This is a genomic window from Brevundimonas albigilva (assembly GCF_023573565.1).
GTDB lineage: Bacteria > Pseudomonadota > Alphaproteobacteria > Caulobacterales > Caulobacteraceae > Brevundimonas > Brevundimonas albigilva.
In genome coordinates this window covers 1,425,573-1,439,726 of sequence record NZ_CP097649.1, presented here as the reverse complement: position 1 = coordinate 1,439,726, position 14,154 = coordinate 1,425,573, and the positions used below count along the sequence as shown (strand labels likewise).

14 protein-coding genes are annotated in these 14,154 nt (G+C 69.7%); 9 read left to right on the top strand and 5 right to left on the bottom strand.

Going from position 1 to position 14,154, the window contains the following annotated elements; translation table 11 throughout:
• Window positions 1–15: 15 nt before the first annotated feature.
• From M8231_RS07120 to M8231_RS07105, 4 genes are read left to right on the top strand one after another with little or no spacing between them, the layout of a single operon-like run.
• Window positions 16–2,235: a S9 family peptidase gene (locus M8231_RS07120; protein ID WP_249750597.1), complete on the top strand. Its 2,220-nt coding sequence runs from the start codon at window positions 16–18 to the stop codon at window positions 2,233–2,235.
• The gene (locus M8231_RS07115; RefSeq protein ID WP_249750598.1) at window positions 2,232–2,795 is read left to right on the top strand and encodes a GNAT family N-acetyltransferase; all 564 of its coding nucleotides are present in this window, start codon (window positions 2,232–2,234) and stop codon (window positions 2,793–2,795) included. Before M8231_RS07120 ends, M8231_RS07115 begins: the two co-directional genes overlap by 4 nt.
• Window positions 2,796–2,836: 41 nt before the next feature.
• Window positions 2,837–3,154, top strand: coding sequence for a hypothetical protein (locus M8231_RS07110; RefSeq protein ID WP_250202513.1), 318 nt, complete (start codon window positions 2,837–2,839; stop codon window positions 3,152–3,154).
• A gap of 49 nt (window positions 3,155–3,203) precedes the next feature.
• On the top strand, window positions 3,204–4,556 hold the full coding sequence (locus M8231_RS07105) for a hypothetical protein (RefSeq protein WP_250202512.1): 1,353 nt from the start codon (window positions 3,204–3,206) through the stop codon (window positions 4,554–4,556).
• 30 nt (window positions 4,557–4,586) lie between these two features.
• Here the strand turns inward: M8231_RS07105 and M8231_RS16890 are convergent, their stop codons facing one another.
• The 4 genes from M8231_RS16890 to tpiA form a co-directional block, all read right to left on the bottom strand.
• Entirely contained in the window at window positions 4,587–4,715 is a 129-nt protein-coding gene (locus M8231_RS16890) for a hypothetical protein (protein WP_283843709.1), read from the bottom strand.
• 101 nt (window positions 4,716–4,816) lie between these two features.
• Entirely contained in the window at window positions 4,817–6,469 is a 1,653-nt protein-coding gene (gene pyrG / locus M8231_RS07100; RefSeq protein WP_249750601.1) for a CTP synthase, read from the bottom strand.
• Window positions 6,470–6,591: 122 nt separating this feature from the next.
• Window positions 6,592–7,011, bottom strand: coding sequence for a preprotein translocase subunit SecG (secG, locus tag M8231_RS07095; RefSeq protein ID WP_249750602.1), 420 nt, complete (start codon window positions 7,009–7,011; stop codon window positions 6,592–6,594).
• Window positions 7,012–7,075: 64 nt separating this feature from the next.
• Window positions 7,076–7,825 carry a triose-phosphate isomerase gene (gene tpiA, locus M8231_RS07090; protein ID WP_250202511.1) on the bottom strand — a complete coding sequence of 250 codons (750 nt, stop codon included), beginning with the start codon at window positions 7,823–7,825 and terminating at the stop codon, window positions 7,076–7,078.
• Between the two features lie 139 nt (window positions 7,826–7,964).
• Here tpiA and M8231_RS07085 point away from each other — a divergent pair, with 139 nt between their 5' ends.
• Window positions 7,965–9,872: a peptidylprolyl isomerase gene (locus tag M8231_RS07085; RefSeq protein WP_249750604.1), complete on the top strand. Its 1,908-nt coding sequence runs from the start codon at window positions 7,965–7,967 to the stop codon at window positions 9,870–9,872.
• The gene (trpE, locus tag M8231_RS07080) at window positions 9,869–11,392 is read left to right on the top strand and encodes an anthranilate synthase component I (RefSeq protein WP_249750605.1); all 1,524 of its coding nucleotides are present in this window, start codon (window positions 9,869–9,871) and stop codon (window positions 11,390–11,392) included. The genes M8231_RS07085 and trpE overlap by 4 nt, the downstream gene beginning before the upstream one ends.
• Here trpE and M8231_RS07075 read toward each other — a convergent pair.
• A complete protein-coding gene (locus M8231_RS07075) occupies window positions 11,389–11,580 on the bottom strand; it encodes a peptidoglycan-binding protein (protein WP_250202510.1) in 192 nt (63 codons plus the stop codon). The genes trpE and M8231_RS07075 overlap by 4 nt on opposite strands.
• A gap of 107 nt (window positions 11,581–11,687) precedes the next feature.
• Here M8231_RS07075 and M8231_RS07070 point away from each other — a divergent pair, with 107 nt between their 5' ends.
• The 3 genes from M8231_RS07070 to trpC are packed head-to-tail and all read left to right on the top strand — an operon-like array spanning window position 11,688 to window position 14,108.
• Entirely contained in the window at window positions 11,688–12,278 is a 591-nt protein-coding gene (locus M8231_RS07070; RefSeq protein ID WP_249750607.1) for an anthranilate synthase component II, read from the top strand.
• A 1-nt stretch (window position 12,279) separates the two neighbouring features.
• Window positions 12,280–13,317 carry an anthranilate phosphoribosyltransferase gene (trpD, locus tag M8231_RS07065; protein ID WP_250202509.1) on the top strand — a complete coding sequence of 346 codons (1,038 nt, stop codon included), beginning with the start codon at window positions 12,280–12,282 and terminating at the stop codon, window positions 13,315–13,317.
• Window positions 13,314–14,108 (top strand): indole-3-glycerol phosphate synthase TrpC, encoded by a 795-nt coding sequence (trpC, locus tag M8231_RS07060; RefSeq protein ID WP_249750608.1) that lies wholly within the window; start codon window positions 13,314–13,316, stop codon window positions 14,106–14,108. Before trpD ends, trpC begins: the two co-directional genes overlap by 4 nt.
• Window positions 14,109–14,154: the final 46 nt, after the last annotated feature.

Sequence of the window (14,154 nt, the reverse complement as noted above, 5' to 3'; positions counted from 1 at the left end):
ATCAGGGGGAGCCTCATGAACCGCCGTCAACTGATCGCCTCGACCGCCGCCGCAGCCGCGGTCGCGGGCCTTCCCCGCGCCGCCCTCAGCCAATCGTCCGGAGCCTCGATGCCTCAGCCGCCCGTCGCCAAGAAAATCCCCGTCGTCATCGAGCAGCTGGGCCGCACCCGCACCGACGACTACCAGTGGATGAAGGACGACAATTGGCAGGCGGTCCTACGCGACCCCACCCTGATCAAGGCCGAGGTCAAGGAGCATCTGACCGCCGAGAACGCCTATCGCGAGGCCATGATGGCCTCCACCCTGCCGCTGCAGGAGACGATGTTCGCCGAGATGCGGGGCCGCATCAAGGAGGACGACTCCTCCGTGCCGTCGGGCGACGGCCCCTGGCTCTATTACGTCGAGTACCGGACCGGCGACCAGCATCCCCGCTACATGCGCGTCGAACGCCAGGGCGCGTGGATGGCGGATGGCCGACCGGTGACCAAGAATTTCGTGGCGGCGCCCACGCCCCAGCTTCTGCTCGACGCCAACGAGCTGGCCGAGGGCAAGGCCTATTCGGAAGTCTCGGCCGCGTCTCACAGCCCCGACCACGCCCTGTTCGCCTACGCCGAGGACGCGCAGGGGTCCGAGGTCCACAAGATCTACGTCAAGGACCTGGCGACGGGCGAGGTGCTGCCCGCCGTGATCGAGAGCGCGACGGGCGACTTCGCCTTCTCGCCCGACAGCCAGTGGATCTTCTGGACCAACCGCGACGACAACGGCCGCCCGGACAAGATCTTCCGCCGCCCGGCGCGCGGCGGCGAGACCACACTGGTCTATGAGGAAGCCGACGACGGCATGTTCATCGGCGTGGGCCGCACGGCCGACGACAAGTTCATCGTCATCGGCATCCAGAACCAGGAAACCAGCGAGGCGCGCTACATCCCTGCGGCGACGCCGACAGCCGAGCCCGTGATCCTGGAGCCCCGCGTCGTCGCCACCCGCTACGACGTCGACCACTGGGACGACCGCTGGGTGATCCGCACCAACGCCGACGACGCCATCGACTTCAAGATCGTCGAGGCGCCGACCGAGGCGCCGGGCAAGGCGAACTGGAAGGATCTGGTGCCCCATACGCCGGGCCGCTTCATCGAGGGGCTGGACCTGACAAAGGGCCATCTGGCCCGTCAGGAGCGGGCCGACGCCAACACTCGCATCATCATCCGCGACCGCGCCGGCGCCGAGCACGAAATCGCCGTGGACGAGCCCGCCTTCGCCCTGTCGCTGGCCGGGGCGTCGGAGTTCGACACCACGATCACCCGCTACGCCTACAACTCGCCGTCCACGCCGACCCAGACCTTCGACTACGACATGGCCAGCCGCGAGCGGACCCTGCGCAAGACGCAGGAGGTGCCCAGTGGTCATGACCCGGCCGACTATGTGGTCGAGCGGCTGAACGCCCCGGCCGCGGACGGCGAACTGGTCCCCGTGACGGTGCTGCGCCGAAAGTCCACGCCGGTCGACGGATCCGCGCCGCTGCTGCTCTATGGCTACGGCTCCTACGGCATTCCGATGCCGGCCAGCTTTTCGACCAACCGCCTGTCGCTGGTGGACCGGGGCTGGATCTACGCCATCGCCCACATCCGGGGCGGCTCCGACAAGGGCTGGGGCTGGTTCCTGGCGGCGCGGCGGATGACCAAGAAGAACACCTTCACCGACTTCATCGCCGCCGCTGAACACCTGATCGGGCGGAAGTATGCGACGGCCGGCGCCATCGTCGCCCAGGGCGGGTCGGCCGGCGGCATGCTGATGGGCGCGGTAAACAACATGCGCCCCGACCTGTGGGCCGGCGTGATCGGCCAGGTGCCCTTCGTCGACGTGATCAACACCATGAGCGACACCTCCCTGCCGCTCACCCCGCCCGAATGGCCCGAATGGGGCAATCCGATCGAGGACGCCGAGGCCTACGACTACATGATGAGCTACAGCCCCTATGACCAGGTGAAGCCGCAGGCCTATCCGGCGGTGCTGGCCACCGGCGGCCTGTCCGATCCGCGCGTCACCTACTGGGAGCCCGAGAAGTGGGTCGCCAAGCTGCGTCCGGCGACCACCTCGGGCAAGCCGGTGCTGCTTAAGATCAACATGGAGGCCGGCCATGGCGGCGCGGCCGGGCGGTTCGACTATCTGAAGGAGGTCGCCCACGACTACGCCTTCGCCGTCTGGGCCGTCGACAAGGGCTGGGAGCAGGCTTGAGCGACCCTGTCGTGCGTGAACTGACGGCGGGCGATCTGCCCGCCGTCACCGCCATCTACGCCGAGAGCGTGGCCAACGGCCGGGGCACGTTCGAACTGGAGCCGCCCGACGAGGCCGAGATGGCGCGGCGCCTGGCCGCCGTGGCCGCGTTCGGCCTGCCGCCCCTGGTCGCGGAACTGGACGGCGTGGTGGTCGGCTATGCCTACGCCGGACCGTTCAGGGCGCGGCAGGCCTATCGCTACATGGTCGAGGATTCGATCTATGTGGCGCCCGAGGCGCGGGGGCGCGGCGTGGCCGGACGGCTGCTCGATGCGCTGATCGACAGCTGCGAACGGATGGGGCTGAGGCAGATGGTCGCCGTCATCGGCGATTCCGAGAACCTGGGCTCCATCGCCCTGCACCGCTCGCGCGGCTTCGCCGAAGCGGGACTGTTCCGCGCGGCGGGCTGGAAGCATGACGACTGGCGCGACGTCGTCTTCATGCAGCGCGCGTTGGGCCGGGGCGAGCGGACCGCGCCGGACGCGCCCGGCCTGCCCCTGATCGACAAATCCGCGTCCTAAGCGTCATTGCGGCGCCGAGGCGCGCGGCCTATGCTTCGGGCGTGAAAGCGATCCAGATCCTGCTGGCCGTCTGCGGCGCCCTGGCGGTGCTGTCGCTTGGCGCCTTCGGCGCGATCGCGGCGCCGAGCGAGGTCGCACCCTGCCATCAGCAGGAACATCGCGAACGAGCGCCGGACAAGGCGCCGATGGCGATGAAGGCGATGATCTGCTGCGTCGCCTGCGTCGCGCCGCTGGACCTCGAACCCGCCGACGCGCCTTCGCCCGGCCTGACGCCGCGCCGTCAGCCCGTCGCCGCCGCCCTGCCCCCCGGCCGTCTTCTGACGCCGGACCACGGACCGCCCCGCCTCCCGATCGTCTGAAGCCCGCGTCCGTCGGACGCGCTCCTTTCACGATCATACGGAGGAAGCCATGACGGCTATCCGCACCCTCGCCGGCCTGTCCGCCGGCGCATCCCTGCTCGCGCTCGCCAATGCAGTCGCGGCGCAGGAGCCTTCGCACCACCATCCTACGCCGGTCCCCAGCGACGCTCAGCACGCGGATCATCAGGACCACGACACGAAGCCATCGGCGACCCACGTCGGTCACGACATGCCGATGACCAGCCCTTACGGTCCCTGGCCCATCACGCGCGACGCCTCGGGCACCAGCTGGCAGCCCGACCTGGGCGAGCACGGCGGCGTCCATGCCGCCGCCGGCGACTGGACCGTGATGAGCCACGCCGTGCTGAACCTCGTGTACGACACCCAGTCCGGCCCGCGCGGCGGGGACAAGACCTTCGTTTCCGGGATGCTGATGACCTCGGCGCGACGCGACCTCGACGACCGATCCACGCTGAACCTGCGGGCCATGCTCAGCCCCGACCCGCTCATGGGCAAGAACGGCTATCCCCTGCTGCTGGCGGCCGGCGAAACCGCGGACGGCGTCAGCCCGCTGGTGGATCGCCAGCATCCGCACGACTTCTTCATGGAGCTGTCGGCCAGCTATTCCCGGCGGCTGTCGGACAAGGACAGCATCTACGCCTACGTCGGCCTGCCCGGCGAGCCGGCCTTCGGGCCGCCGGCCTTCATGCACCGCATGAGCGCGATGGACAGCCCCGAGGCGCCGATCACCCACCACTGGCTGGATTCCACCCATATCGTCTTCGGCGTGACCACGCTGGGCTGGGCGCACGACCGGTTCAAGATCGAGACATCGGCCTTCAAGGGGCGGGAGCCGGACGAGGAACGATGGGGCGTCGACAGTCCCCGGCTGGACAGCTGGTCGGTGCGCGCGTCCTGGAACCCGGCGGCCGACTGGGCCGCGCAGCTGTCCTACGCCGACGTCTCGGCGCCCGAACAACTGGAGCCCGACGAGGACGAGACGAAATGGTCGGCCAGCGTCCTGCACACGCGTCGGCTGGCCGCCGACGGCTGGTGGTCCTCCACCCTGGCGTGGGGACGCAAGACCAACGACCACGGCGAGTCCAAGGACGGATGGCTGGTGGAAACGGCGGTTCACCCGAACGACCGCTGGACCGTCTTCGGCCGGGCCGAGCGTATCGAGACCGACGAGTTGGTTCCTGGCCTCCACGGGGGCCACGGCCCGCTCTATACGGTGTCGAAGGCGTCGCTGGGGCTGGTTCGCGACTGGCGCGTCGCGCCGCGCGTCCGCCTGGGCCTGGGCGGGCTGTACGCCGTCAATCAGGTTCCCGGGCCGCTGGAGCCGCTCTACGGCGGCGATCCCGACGGCGCGATGGTGTTTGTGCGGCTGAAGATCGAATAGGCCGAACGGGGCCCGTCCGACGGCGGGCCCCTATGCCGCCGTCAGCCACGACAGGGTGGCGTATCCCAGCACCCCGAAGGCCGCGAGGCTGGCCACCGCGCCGATGGCCATCACCACCCGGAAATGGCGGTGCAACTGATAGAGCAATTCGCCGATCATCGACGATCCCACAGCCGATGGATCATTCCGATCCCACGGCCAAGGATACAGCAAGATGCGGGCCGGGTGGAATCGCGGCTCCGTGAACGCGGTTTTGCGCCCTAGACCAGGCGGCTCTGCACGAGCGCGGCGGCGATATAGCTGGCGAACAGGGGGTGCGGCTTGAACGGGCGGCTCTTGAGTTCCGGATGGTACTGCACGCCGATGAACCACGGATGGTCGGTGCGCTCGACCGTTTCGGGAAGGACGCCGTCGGGCGACAGGCCCGCGAACATCAGTCCCGCCTTCTCCTCGATGGCCTCGCGGTAGTTGATGTTGACCTCGTAGCGGTGGCGATGCCGCTCGCTGATGTCGGTCGAGCCGTAGATCTCGGCGATCTTGGAGCCGGGCTTGAGCGTCGACTCATAGGCCCCCAGGCGCATGGTTCCGCCCAGGTCGCCGCCCTGCTGGCGCAACACGCGTTGATTTCCCTGCGTCCATTCCGTCATCAGGCCGACGACAGGCTCGTCGGTCGGACCGAACTCGGTCGATGACGCCTTCGGATAGCCCGCCAGATTCCGCGCCGCCTCGATCACCGCCATCTGCATGCCGAAACAGATGCCGAAATAGGGAATGTTCCGCTCACGGGCGAAGCGCGCCGCCTCGATCTTGCCTTCCGACCCGCGCTCGCCGAAGCCGCCCGGCACCAGGACCGCATGGGCGCCCTGAAGCCGCTCCTCGCAGGCTTCGGGATCGCCTTCGAAGGTGTCGGCCTCGACCCAGTCGATATTGACCTTCACGTTGTTGGCCACGCCGCCGTGATGCAGCGCCTCGATCAGCGACTTGTAGGCGTCCTTCAGCACCGTGTACTTGCCCACGACCGCGACGGTGACCTCGCCGTCGGGATGCAGGCGACGGCGGGCGATCTCCTGCCAGCCGGACAGGTCGGGTTCCGGCGCGTCGGTGATGCCGAAGTGCGCCAGGACCTCGCGGTCCAGCCCCTCGCGATGATAGTCCAGCGGGACAGCGTAGATGTCGGCGGAGTCCATCGCCTGGATGACGCCGCTTTCGCGCACGTTGCAGAACAGGCCGATCTTGCGCTTCTCGTCGGCCGGGATCGGCTGTTCGCAGCGGCACAGCAGGATGTCGGGCTGGATGCCGATCGAGCGCAGCTCCTTGACCGAGTGCTGCGTCGGCTTGGTCTTCATCTCGCCGGCGGTCTTGATGAAGGGCAGCAGGGTCAGGTGGACGAAACAGGACTGGCCGCGCGGCAGATCCTGGCCCAACTGGCGGATCGCCTCGAAGAACGGCAGGCCCTCGATGTCGCCGACCGTGCCCCCGATCTCCACCAGGACGAAATCGACGTCCTCGCCGTCGTCGGTCAGGGCCGGCGTCAGGCAGAAGGACTTGATCTGGTCGGTGACGTGCGGAATGACCTGGACCGTCGCGCCCAGGTAATCGCCGCGCCGTTCCTTCTCCAGGATGGTCGAATAGATGCGGCCCGTGGTGATGTTGTCGGACTTGGCGGCCGACACCCCCGTGAACCGCTCGTAGTGACCCAGGTCCAGGTCGGTCTCGGCCCCGTCGTCGGTGACGAAGACCTCGCCGTGCTGATACGGGCTCATCGTGCCCGGATCGACGTTCAGATAGGGGTCCAGCTTGCGCAGGCGGACCTTGTATCCGCGCGCCTGAAGAAGCGCTCCGAGAGCGGCGGAGGCGAGGCCTTTTCCAAGCGAGGAAACCACGCCGCCGGTGATGAACACATAGCGAGCCATGGGCGGACACCTTACTCCATGATTCGCGCGGGCGGCATCGGCCGTCGCGAATCGAACTGTTGATCAAAAGAAGAAAGCGCGCCCTGCGGCGCGCTTTCGGGAAGTCGGTCGGGTCGCCGCCGTTACTGGGCGGGCGGTTGGGCCGGCGCCGCGGACGGCAGGCTGGCCTCGAGGTCGTCCAGCGAAGGCGCGGCGGGCTGGGCCGGCGTCGCCGGCTGTTGCTGGGCGGGCTGTTGGGATTGGGTCTGGGGCGTGGTGGCCAGGGCGCCGACCGCATCGGCGTCGATCACCGACTGCGAGGCCCGGTCCATGTTGCCCACGACCGTCAGCACGATGGTCAGGGCGAACAGCGCCGCCGCCAGCCACCAGGTGGTCATGGTCAGAAGATTGCCCGCGCCCCGCGCGGTCATGAAGCCCGACGGCCCCCCGCCCATGCCCAGCGCGCCGCCTTCGGAGCGCTGCAACAGCACCACGCCGGTCAGGGCGATGGCGACCAGGATGATGGCGGCGAGCAGGATGGTCTGGAGCATGGCTTCGTTCATGTGGGCGCGAGCGCGCGCCGATCAAGCGGCGGCCTCTATCACCGAAGACTGTCGGGGGCAAACCTCACGCGGCGCGAATGACGGCCAGGAAATCCTCGGCTTGAAGGGAGGCCCCGCCGACCAGGGCGCCGCCCACCTCCGGCGTGGACAGGATCGCCCGCGCGTTGTCCGGCTTGACGGAGCCGCCGTACAGGATCGGCGCGCGGCCCGCGCCCTGTCCCAGGCGTTCGACGACGGCCGATCGGATCGCCGCGTGCATTTCGGCGATCTGCTCCAGGGTCGGCGTCAGGCCCGTGCCGATGGCCCAGATCGGCTCATAGGCCACGGCGAAGGGCCGTTCAGTCAGACTGTCCGGCAGGGAGGCGGCGACCTGGGCCGTCACGATCGCGACGGCGTCGCCCCGCTCGCGCTGAGCCAGGCTTTCGCCGACGCAGACGATGGGCTCCAGTCCGGCGGCCACGGCGGCCTCGACCTTCTCCGCGACATCGCGGTCCGTTTCGCCAAAGGCGGTGCGGCGCTCGGAATGGCCCAGGATCACCAGGCGCGCGCCGGCGTCGGCCAGCATTTCCGCGGACACGGACCCCGTGAACGCGCCCTGCGGCTGGGCATGGCAATCCTGCCCACCCAGTTCCACGGGGCCGCCCTTCAGCACGCCGCGCATGCGGTCGATCAGCGTCGCGGGCGGACAGAGGCCCACGCGGATCGCGCCGGCGTCGATGACCAGCGCCCGCGAGAGGCTGGACGCCTGATCCAGCGCGCCTGACAGGCCGTGCATCTTCCAATTGCCGACCACCAACTTCACGGATTGTTTCATGCCGCCTGTCTAGGCGCCCCGGAACGACAAGCCAAGGGGGCGCGCCGCATTGCCGCCATCATGCCGTCCTTGCGGGCAGGCCCCTCGCCCGCCTATACGCCGCAGTGACGCCAACCTCGGCCAGTCCCGGGATTCTCGAATGATCACCGCCTTCCGCGCCTTCTCCCGTTCCAAGTGGGCCGCGGCCCTGCTCGTCCTGATCGCCATCAGTTTCGTGATCGTGGGCGCGCGCATGGACGTGTTCTCGAACCTGGGGCCGAAGCATGTGATCGACGCGGGCTCCCGCTCGATGAACGAAGCGGAGTTCCGGGCCGCGTTCGACCGGGTGCGCGCGAATATCCAGGAGCAGGCCGGCCGTCCCGTGACCAACGAGGACCTGGTGGCCGAGAACATCCCCGGGCGCTTCCTGGAAAGCCAGACCCAGCAGCTGGGTTTCCTGAACTGGGCCTGGGAGGCGGGCATCCGTCCCGGCAAGGAACTGATCGTCAAGCAGATCCGCCAGATCCCGGCCTTCTTCAACCAGGTCACGGGCCAGTTCGACCAGCAGGCCTATGAGAGCGCGCTGGCGCAGCAGAACCTGACCCCCGCCATGCTGGAGCAGGACCTGCGCGACCAGTATGCGACCGAACATTTCGGCGCGGCCCTGCAGGCGGGCGTCCGCGCCCCGCGCATCTATGGCGCCGTTCTCGCGGGCCAGGCCTTCGAGACGCGCGACGGCCGCTGGTTCCAGGTCACGGACTCGATGATCGAGCGCCCGGCGGCCCCCACCGACGCCCAGTTGAACGCCTTCATCCAGGAGAACGCGGCGCGGCTGCGCAGCCCCGAGTTCCGGATGGTTTCGGTCGTGCTGTTCAGCCCGGACGCCGCCACCCGCACCGCGGCGATCTCCGAAGACCGCATTCGCGAACGCTTCGAGTTCAAGAAGGACAGCCTGGGCCGTCCCGAGACCCGCACCTTCGTGACCCTGACCGCGCCGAATCGCGAGACGGCGCAGAGGATCGCCGCCGCCCTGCGCGCCGGCCAGTCGCCGGCCGATGCGGGCCGCGCCAACAATGTGCGTCCGGCCGAATTCGCCGGCTCGCCCCGCACCGCCGTGGGCGACCCCGCCGTCGCCGCCGCCGTCTTCGGCCTGCAGAAGGACCAGGTGTCCGATCCGATCCAGGCCGGCGTGGGCTTCGCGGTGGCCAAGGTGACCGACATCCAGGCGCCGCAACCGGCCACGCTGGACAGCGCGCGCGAGCAGATCGTTCAGGAGTTGCGCGAGGAAGACGCCAAGGGCGCGACCTATGAGAGCGTCCAGAAGTTCGAAAAGGCGCGTCAGGACGGCAAGACCCTGGCCGACGCCGCGCGTGAGGCCGGCGCCCGCATCGTCGACCTGCCGCCCGTCACCCAGGACGGCCGTCTGCCCAACGGGCAGCCCCTGAACGCCCCCGAACAGGTCTTCTCGACCGCCTGGGGCCTGACCAAGGGCGGAGAGAGCGACGTCATAGACGCCGGTCAGGGCCAGTATTTCGCCGTGCGCGTGAACGACATCCGCCCGGCCGCCCTGCCCAAGCTGGACGAGGTGCGCGCGCCCCTGACCCAGGAGTGGACCCGCCGCGAGGTCCTGCGCCGCGTCTCGGCCAAGGCCGAGGAACTGGCCGGCCAGGTGCGCGGCGGTCAGGACATCGCCGCCGTCGCGCGCTCGGCCGGCGCCGCCCTGGTGTCTCGCCAGCGGGTCGGCCGCGACCGCGCCACCCAGGAAGCCGTCGGCCAGGGCGCGCTGCAGGGGCTGTTCGGCCAGGCCAAGGGCCAGGTCTTCGCCCAGCCCTCCGACACCGGCTATGTGGTCGGTCGCGTGGATCAGGTCCATGCCGCCGAGCCGTCCGTCGCCGGCCCCGCCGCCGAGGCCGCCCGCTCGCGCATCGCGCAGGACCTGGCGCAGGGCCTGACCGAAAGCGCCTTCACCGCCGGGGCCGCCCGGTCCAAGGCCAAGAACGATCCCGTGCTGGCGCGTCAGGCGCTCGGCCTGCCGGATCAGCCCGCGACGCCCGCTCCGGCGCAATGACGACGCGGTCGACCGGGGGCGACGTCGAGGCTCTGGAATTCCTGGCCGGCCTGACGGCCAGCCGGCCCCAGGTGCTGGTCCGACGGGTCATCGACGACCTGGAGACGCCGGTTTCGGCCTTCCTGAAGCTGGGCCGCGACCGACCTTACGCCTGCCTCCTGGAGTCGGTCGAAGGCGGGGCCGTCAAGGGGCGCTATTCGATCCTGACCCTAGACCCCGACGTCGTCTGGCGATGCCGCGGCGATCGCGCGGAGATCGCCCGGGGCGCGGACGCCATCGCCTCGGCCAAGTTCGAGGCCGAGCCGGCGCCCGCTCTGGACTCGCTGCGGGCTCTGATCACCGCTTCGCGCTTCGACCTTCCTCAGGATCTGCCGCCGATGGCGGCCGGCCTGTTCGGCGTGTTCGGTTACGACGTGGTCCGGTTGCTGGAGCCGCTGGGCGCCGCCAATCCCGATCCTCTGGACCTGCCCGACGCCGTCCTGACCCGCCCCTCGCTGGTGGCGATCTTCGATTCCGTGAAGCACGAGATCGTGCTGGTGGCGGCCGCCTATCCAGATGCCGGCGCCGATCCGGCCCGGGCGCTGGAGCAGGCCCAGGGCCGCCTTGACGCCTTCGAGGCGGCCCTGCGTCAACCCTTGCCCCCGCGCGCGCCGGTGCAGGAGACGCCGCCGCCCCTCTTCGCCTCCGCGGTGGACGAGGCCGCGTTCGGCGCGATGGTCGCGCGCGCAAAGGACTACATCGGGGCGGGCGACATCTTCCAGGTGGTGCTCAGTCACCGCTTCTCGGCGCCGTGGGGCGACGATCCCTTCGCCTTCTACCGGTCGCTGCGGCGGCAGAACCCCTCGCCCTATCTGTTCTACCTGAACTTCGACGGCTTCCAGTTGGCCGGTTCCAGCCCTGAAATCCTGGTCCGTCTGAAGGACGGCGAGGTGACGATCCGCCCGCTGGCCGGAACGCGCGCGCGGGGCGCGACGCCCGAGCTCGACAAGGCGCTGGAGGCCGAGCTTCTGGCGGATCCCAAGGAACGCGCCGAACACCTGATGCTGCTGGACCTGGGCCGCAACGACGTCGGCCGCGTGGCCGCGCCCGGCACCGTCGAGGTGACGGAAAGCTTCGTCGTCGAGCGCTACAGCCAGGTGATGCACATCGTCTCCAACGTGCGCGGCAAGGCGGATCCGAAGCTGGATGCGGTCGACACCCTGCTGGCCGCCCTGCCCGCCGGAACCCTGTCGGGAGCGCCCAAGGTCCGCGCGATGGAGATCATCGACGAGCTGGAAGGCGAGAAGCGCGGCGTCGGCTATGGCGGCGGCGTCGGCTACATTTCCGCCATCGGCGAGGCGGACATCTGCATCACTCTGCGCACCGCCCTGTTCGCCGACCAGCGCATCTTCGTCCAGGCGGGCGCGGGCGTCGTCGCCGACAGCGATCCGGCCGCCGAATACGCCGAGACCCGCCACAAGGCGCGCGCGCCCATGCGGGCCGCCGAGGACGCCTGGCGCTTTCGGATCGACGCCGTCTAGCGAGACAGAACGATCGAGGGGTCGTCGATGACCACGCCCGGTCCCAGGACCACGACCCCGGCCATCGCGATGGCGGCCGCGGCGGCCAGGGTCGCCGCGCCAAGCGCCGCCAGGCCGCTGGGCGGATCGACCTTGGGAGAGGCCAGCAGCGCCTTGGCCGCGGCGATGTGTGCGGACGAATCGATCATGCCGTCGGCCCTTTCCTGTCGTGTCATTGGGCGACCGTGACGGTTAACGTGCGCTTTACCGCCGCGCCGGCTTGGCGCGGGCGGCGCGCGGGCCTAGAAGCCGGGACATGATCCTCGTCGTCGATAACTACGACAGCTTCACCTACAACCTCGTCCACTACCTCGCGGAGTTGGGCGCGCCGACCCATGTCGTGCGCAACGACGACCTGAGCGTCGACGAGGCCTGGGCTCTGAACCCCCAGGCCGTGCTGCTGTCGCCCGGACCGTGCGCGCCGGACCAGGCCGGAATCTGCCTGCCCCTGATCGAGCGCGCGCCGATCGACATGCCGATCCTGGGCGTTTGCCTGGGCCACCAATCGATCGGCCAGGCCTTCGGCGGCGACGTGGTGCGCGCCAAGACCCTGATGCACGGCAAGACCTCGCCCATCCTTCACGACGGGCGCAGCCTGTTCGCCGGCCTGCCGTCGCCGTTTACGGCCACGCGCTATCATTCGCTCGCCGTGCGGCGCGAAACCCTGCCGGACTGCCTGGAGGTCACCGCCTGGACCGAGGACGGCGAGATCATGGGTCTGCAGCACCGCAGCCGGCCGATTCACGGGGTGCAGTTCCATCCCGAATCCATCGCCACCGAGCACGGCCACGCCATGCTGGCGAACTTCCTGGACATCGCTGGCGTCAAGCGCCTCGCGGCCGCCTGACGTGGCCGACGGGTTCAAGCCGATCCTGGCCCGCCTGGTCGAGGGCCAGCCGCTGACGTCCGAACAGGCGCACGACTTCTTCGCCGCCTGCCTGCGCGGCGAACCGACGCCCGCCCAGGTCGCCGCCGCCGTCACCGCCCTGCGCATCCGGGGCGAGACCGTCGACGAGATCGCCGCCTTCGCCGGCGCCATGCGCGACGCCGCCCTGACGCTGGACCATCCGTATGAGGTGATCGACACCTGCGGCACAGGCGGGGACGGCCAGCACACCTACAACATCTCGACCGCCGCGGCGCTTGTGCTCGCTGGCGCGGGGCTGAAGGTCGCCAAGCATGGTAACCGCGCGATCTCTTCGAAATCAGGATCATCCGACGTCTTGTCGATCCTGGGCGTGAACCTGACGGCGTCGCCCGCACAGCAGCGGCGGGCGCTGGACGAGGCCGGCATCTGCTTCCTGTTCGCCCCGGCCTACCACGGGGCCATGCGCCACGTCGGACCGGTCAGGGCGGAAATCGGATTTCGCACGGTGTTCAATCTGTTGGGACCGCTTTCGAACCCCGCGTCGGCGAAGCGCCAGGTCATGGGCGTCTATGATCCGCGCCTGCTGGAGCCGCTGGCCGAGGTGCTGGGTCGCCTCGGGGCGATCCGGGCCTGGACCGTCCACGGCCAGGGCCTGGACGAACTGGCCACATCCGGTCCCACGGAGGTGGCGGAATGGAAGGACGGCGCGGTTCGCCGCTTCCAGGTGACGCCCGAGGCGGCCGGCCTGCCCCGCGCGCCGCTGGACGCCATTCGCGGCGGGGACGGCGAGGCGAACGCCGCCGCCTTGCGCGCCTTGCTCGAGGGGCGGGCCGGCGCCTACCGCGACATTGTGCTGCTGAACGCGGCCGCCGCGCTTGTGGTATCCGATCGGGCCGCCGACCTGGCCGAAGGGGCGGGGCTCGCGGCGGCGGCCATCGACGACGGCCGGGCCGCGCAGGCGCTGGAGCGCCTGGCCCGCATCACCTCCACGCCCCCGGAAACGGACGAGGACCAATGACCGACGTTCTGGAACGCATCGCCGCCTACAAGCGCGAGGACGTCGCCGCGCGCAAGGCCGCCCGTTCCCAAGATGCGATCGAGGCGCTGGCCTTGGCCGCCTCGGCTCCGCGCGGCTTTCGCGACGCCCTGGATCGCAAGGTCGAGGAAACCGGTCGTCCCGCCCTGATCGCCGAGATCAAGAAGGCCAGCCCGTCCAAGGGCCTGATCCGCGCCGACTTCGATCCGCCGGCCTTGGCCCGCGCCTATGAGGCCGGGGGCGCGGCCTGTCTGTCGGTTCTGACCGACGGCCCCAGCTTCCAGGGCGACGACGCCTTCCTGGCCCAGGCGCGCGCCGCCGTCTCCCTGCCCTGTCTTCGCAAGGACTTCCTGGTCGACCCCTGGCAGGTGGCCGAAAGCCGCGCGCTGGGGGCGGACTGCATCCTGATCATCCTGGCGATGGTGGACGACGCCCTGGCCGCCGAGCTGCTGGCGGAGGCCGAGCGGTTCGGCATGGACGCCCTGATCGAAACCCACGACGAGATCGAAATGGCGCGCGCCTGCGCTCTGGGCGGCGATCTAGTGGGCGTCAACAACCGTTCCCTTCGCACCTTCGAGGTTGATCTCGAAACGACCGAGCGGCTCTCGATGCTCAGCCCGGTCAAGGCCCTGCTGGTGGCCGAAAGCGGCATCTTCACACCCGAAGACGTTCAGCGCGTCTCGGCCGCCCACGCCCAGGCCGTTCTGGTGGGCGAAAGCCTGATGCGGCAGGCCGATGTGGAGGCCGCCACCCGCAGCCTGCTGGCCGCCTGATGTCCGGCGGCGAACGCCGTTAAGTTGACATTAGGAAGGAACACTT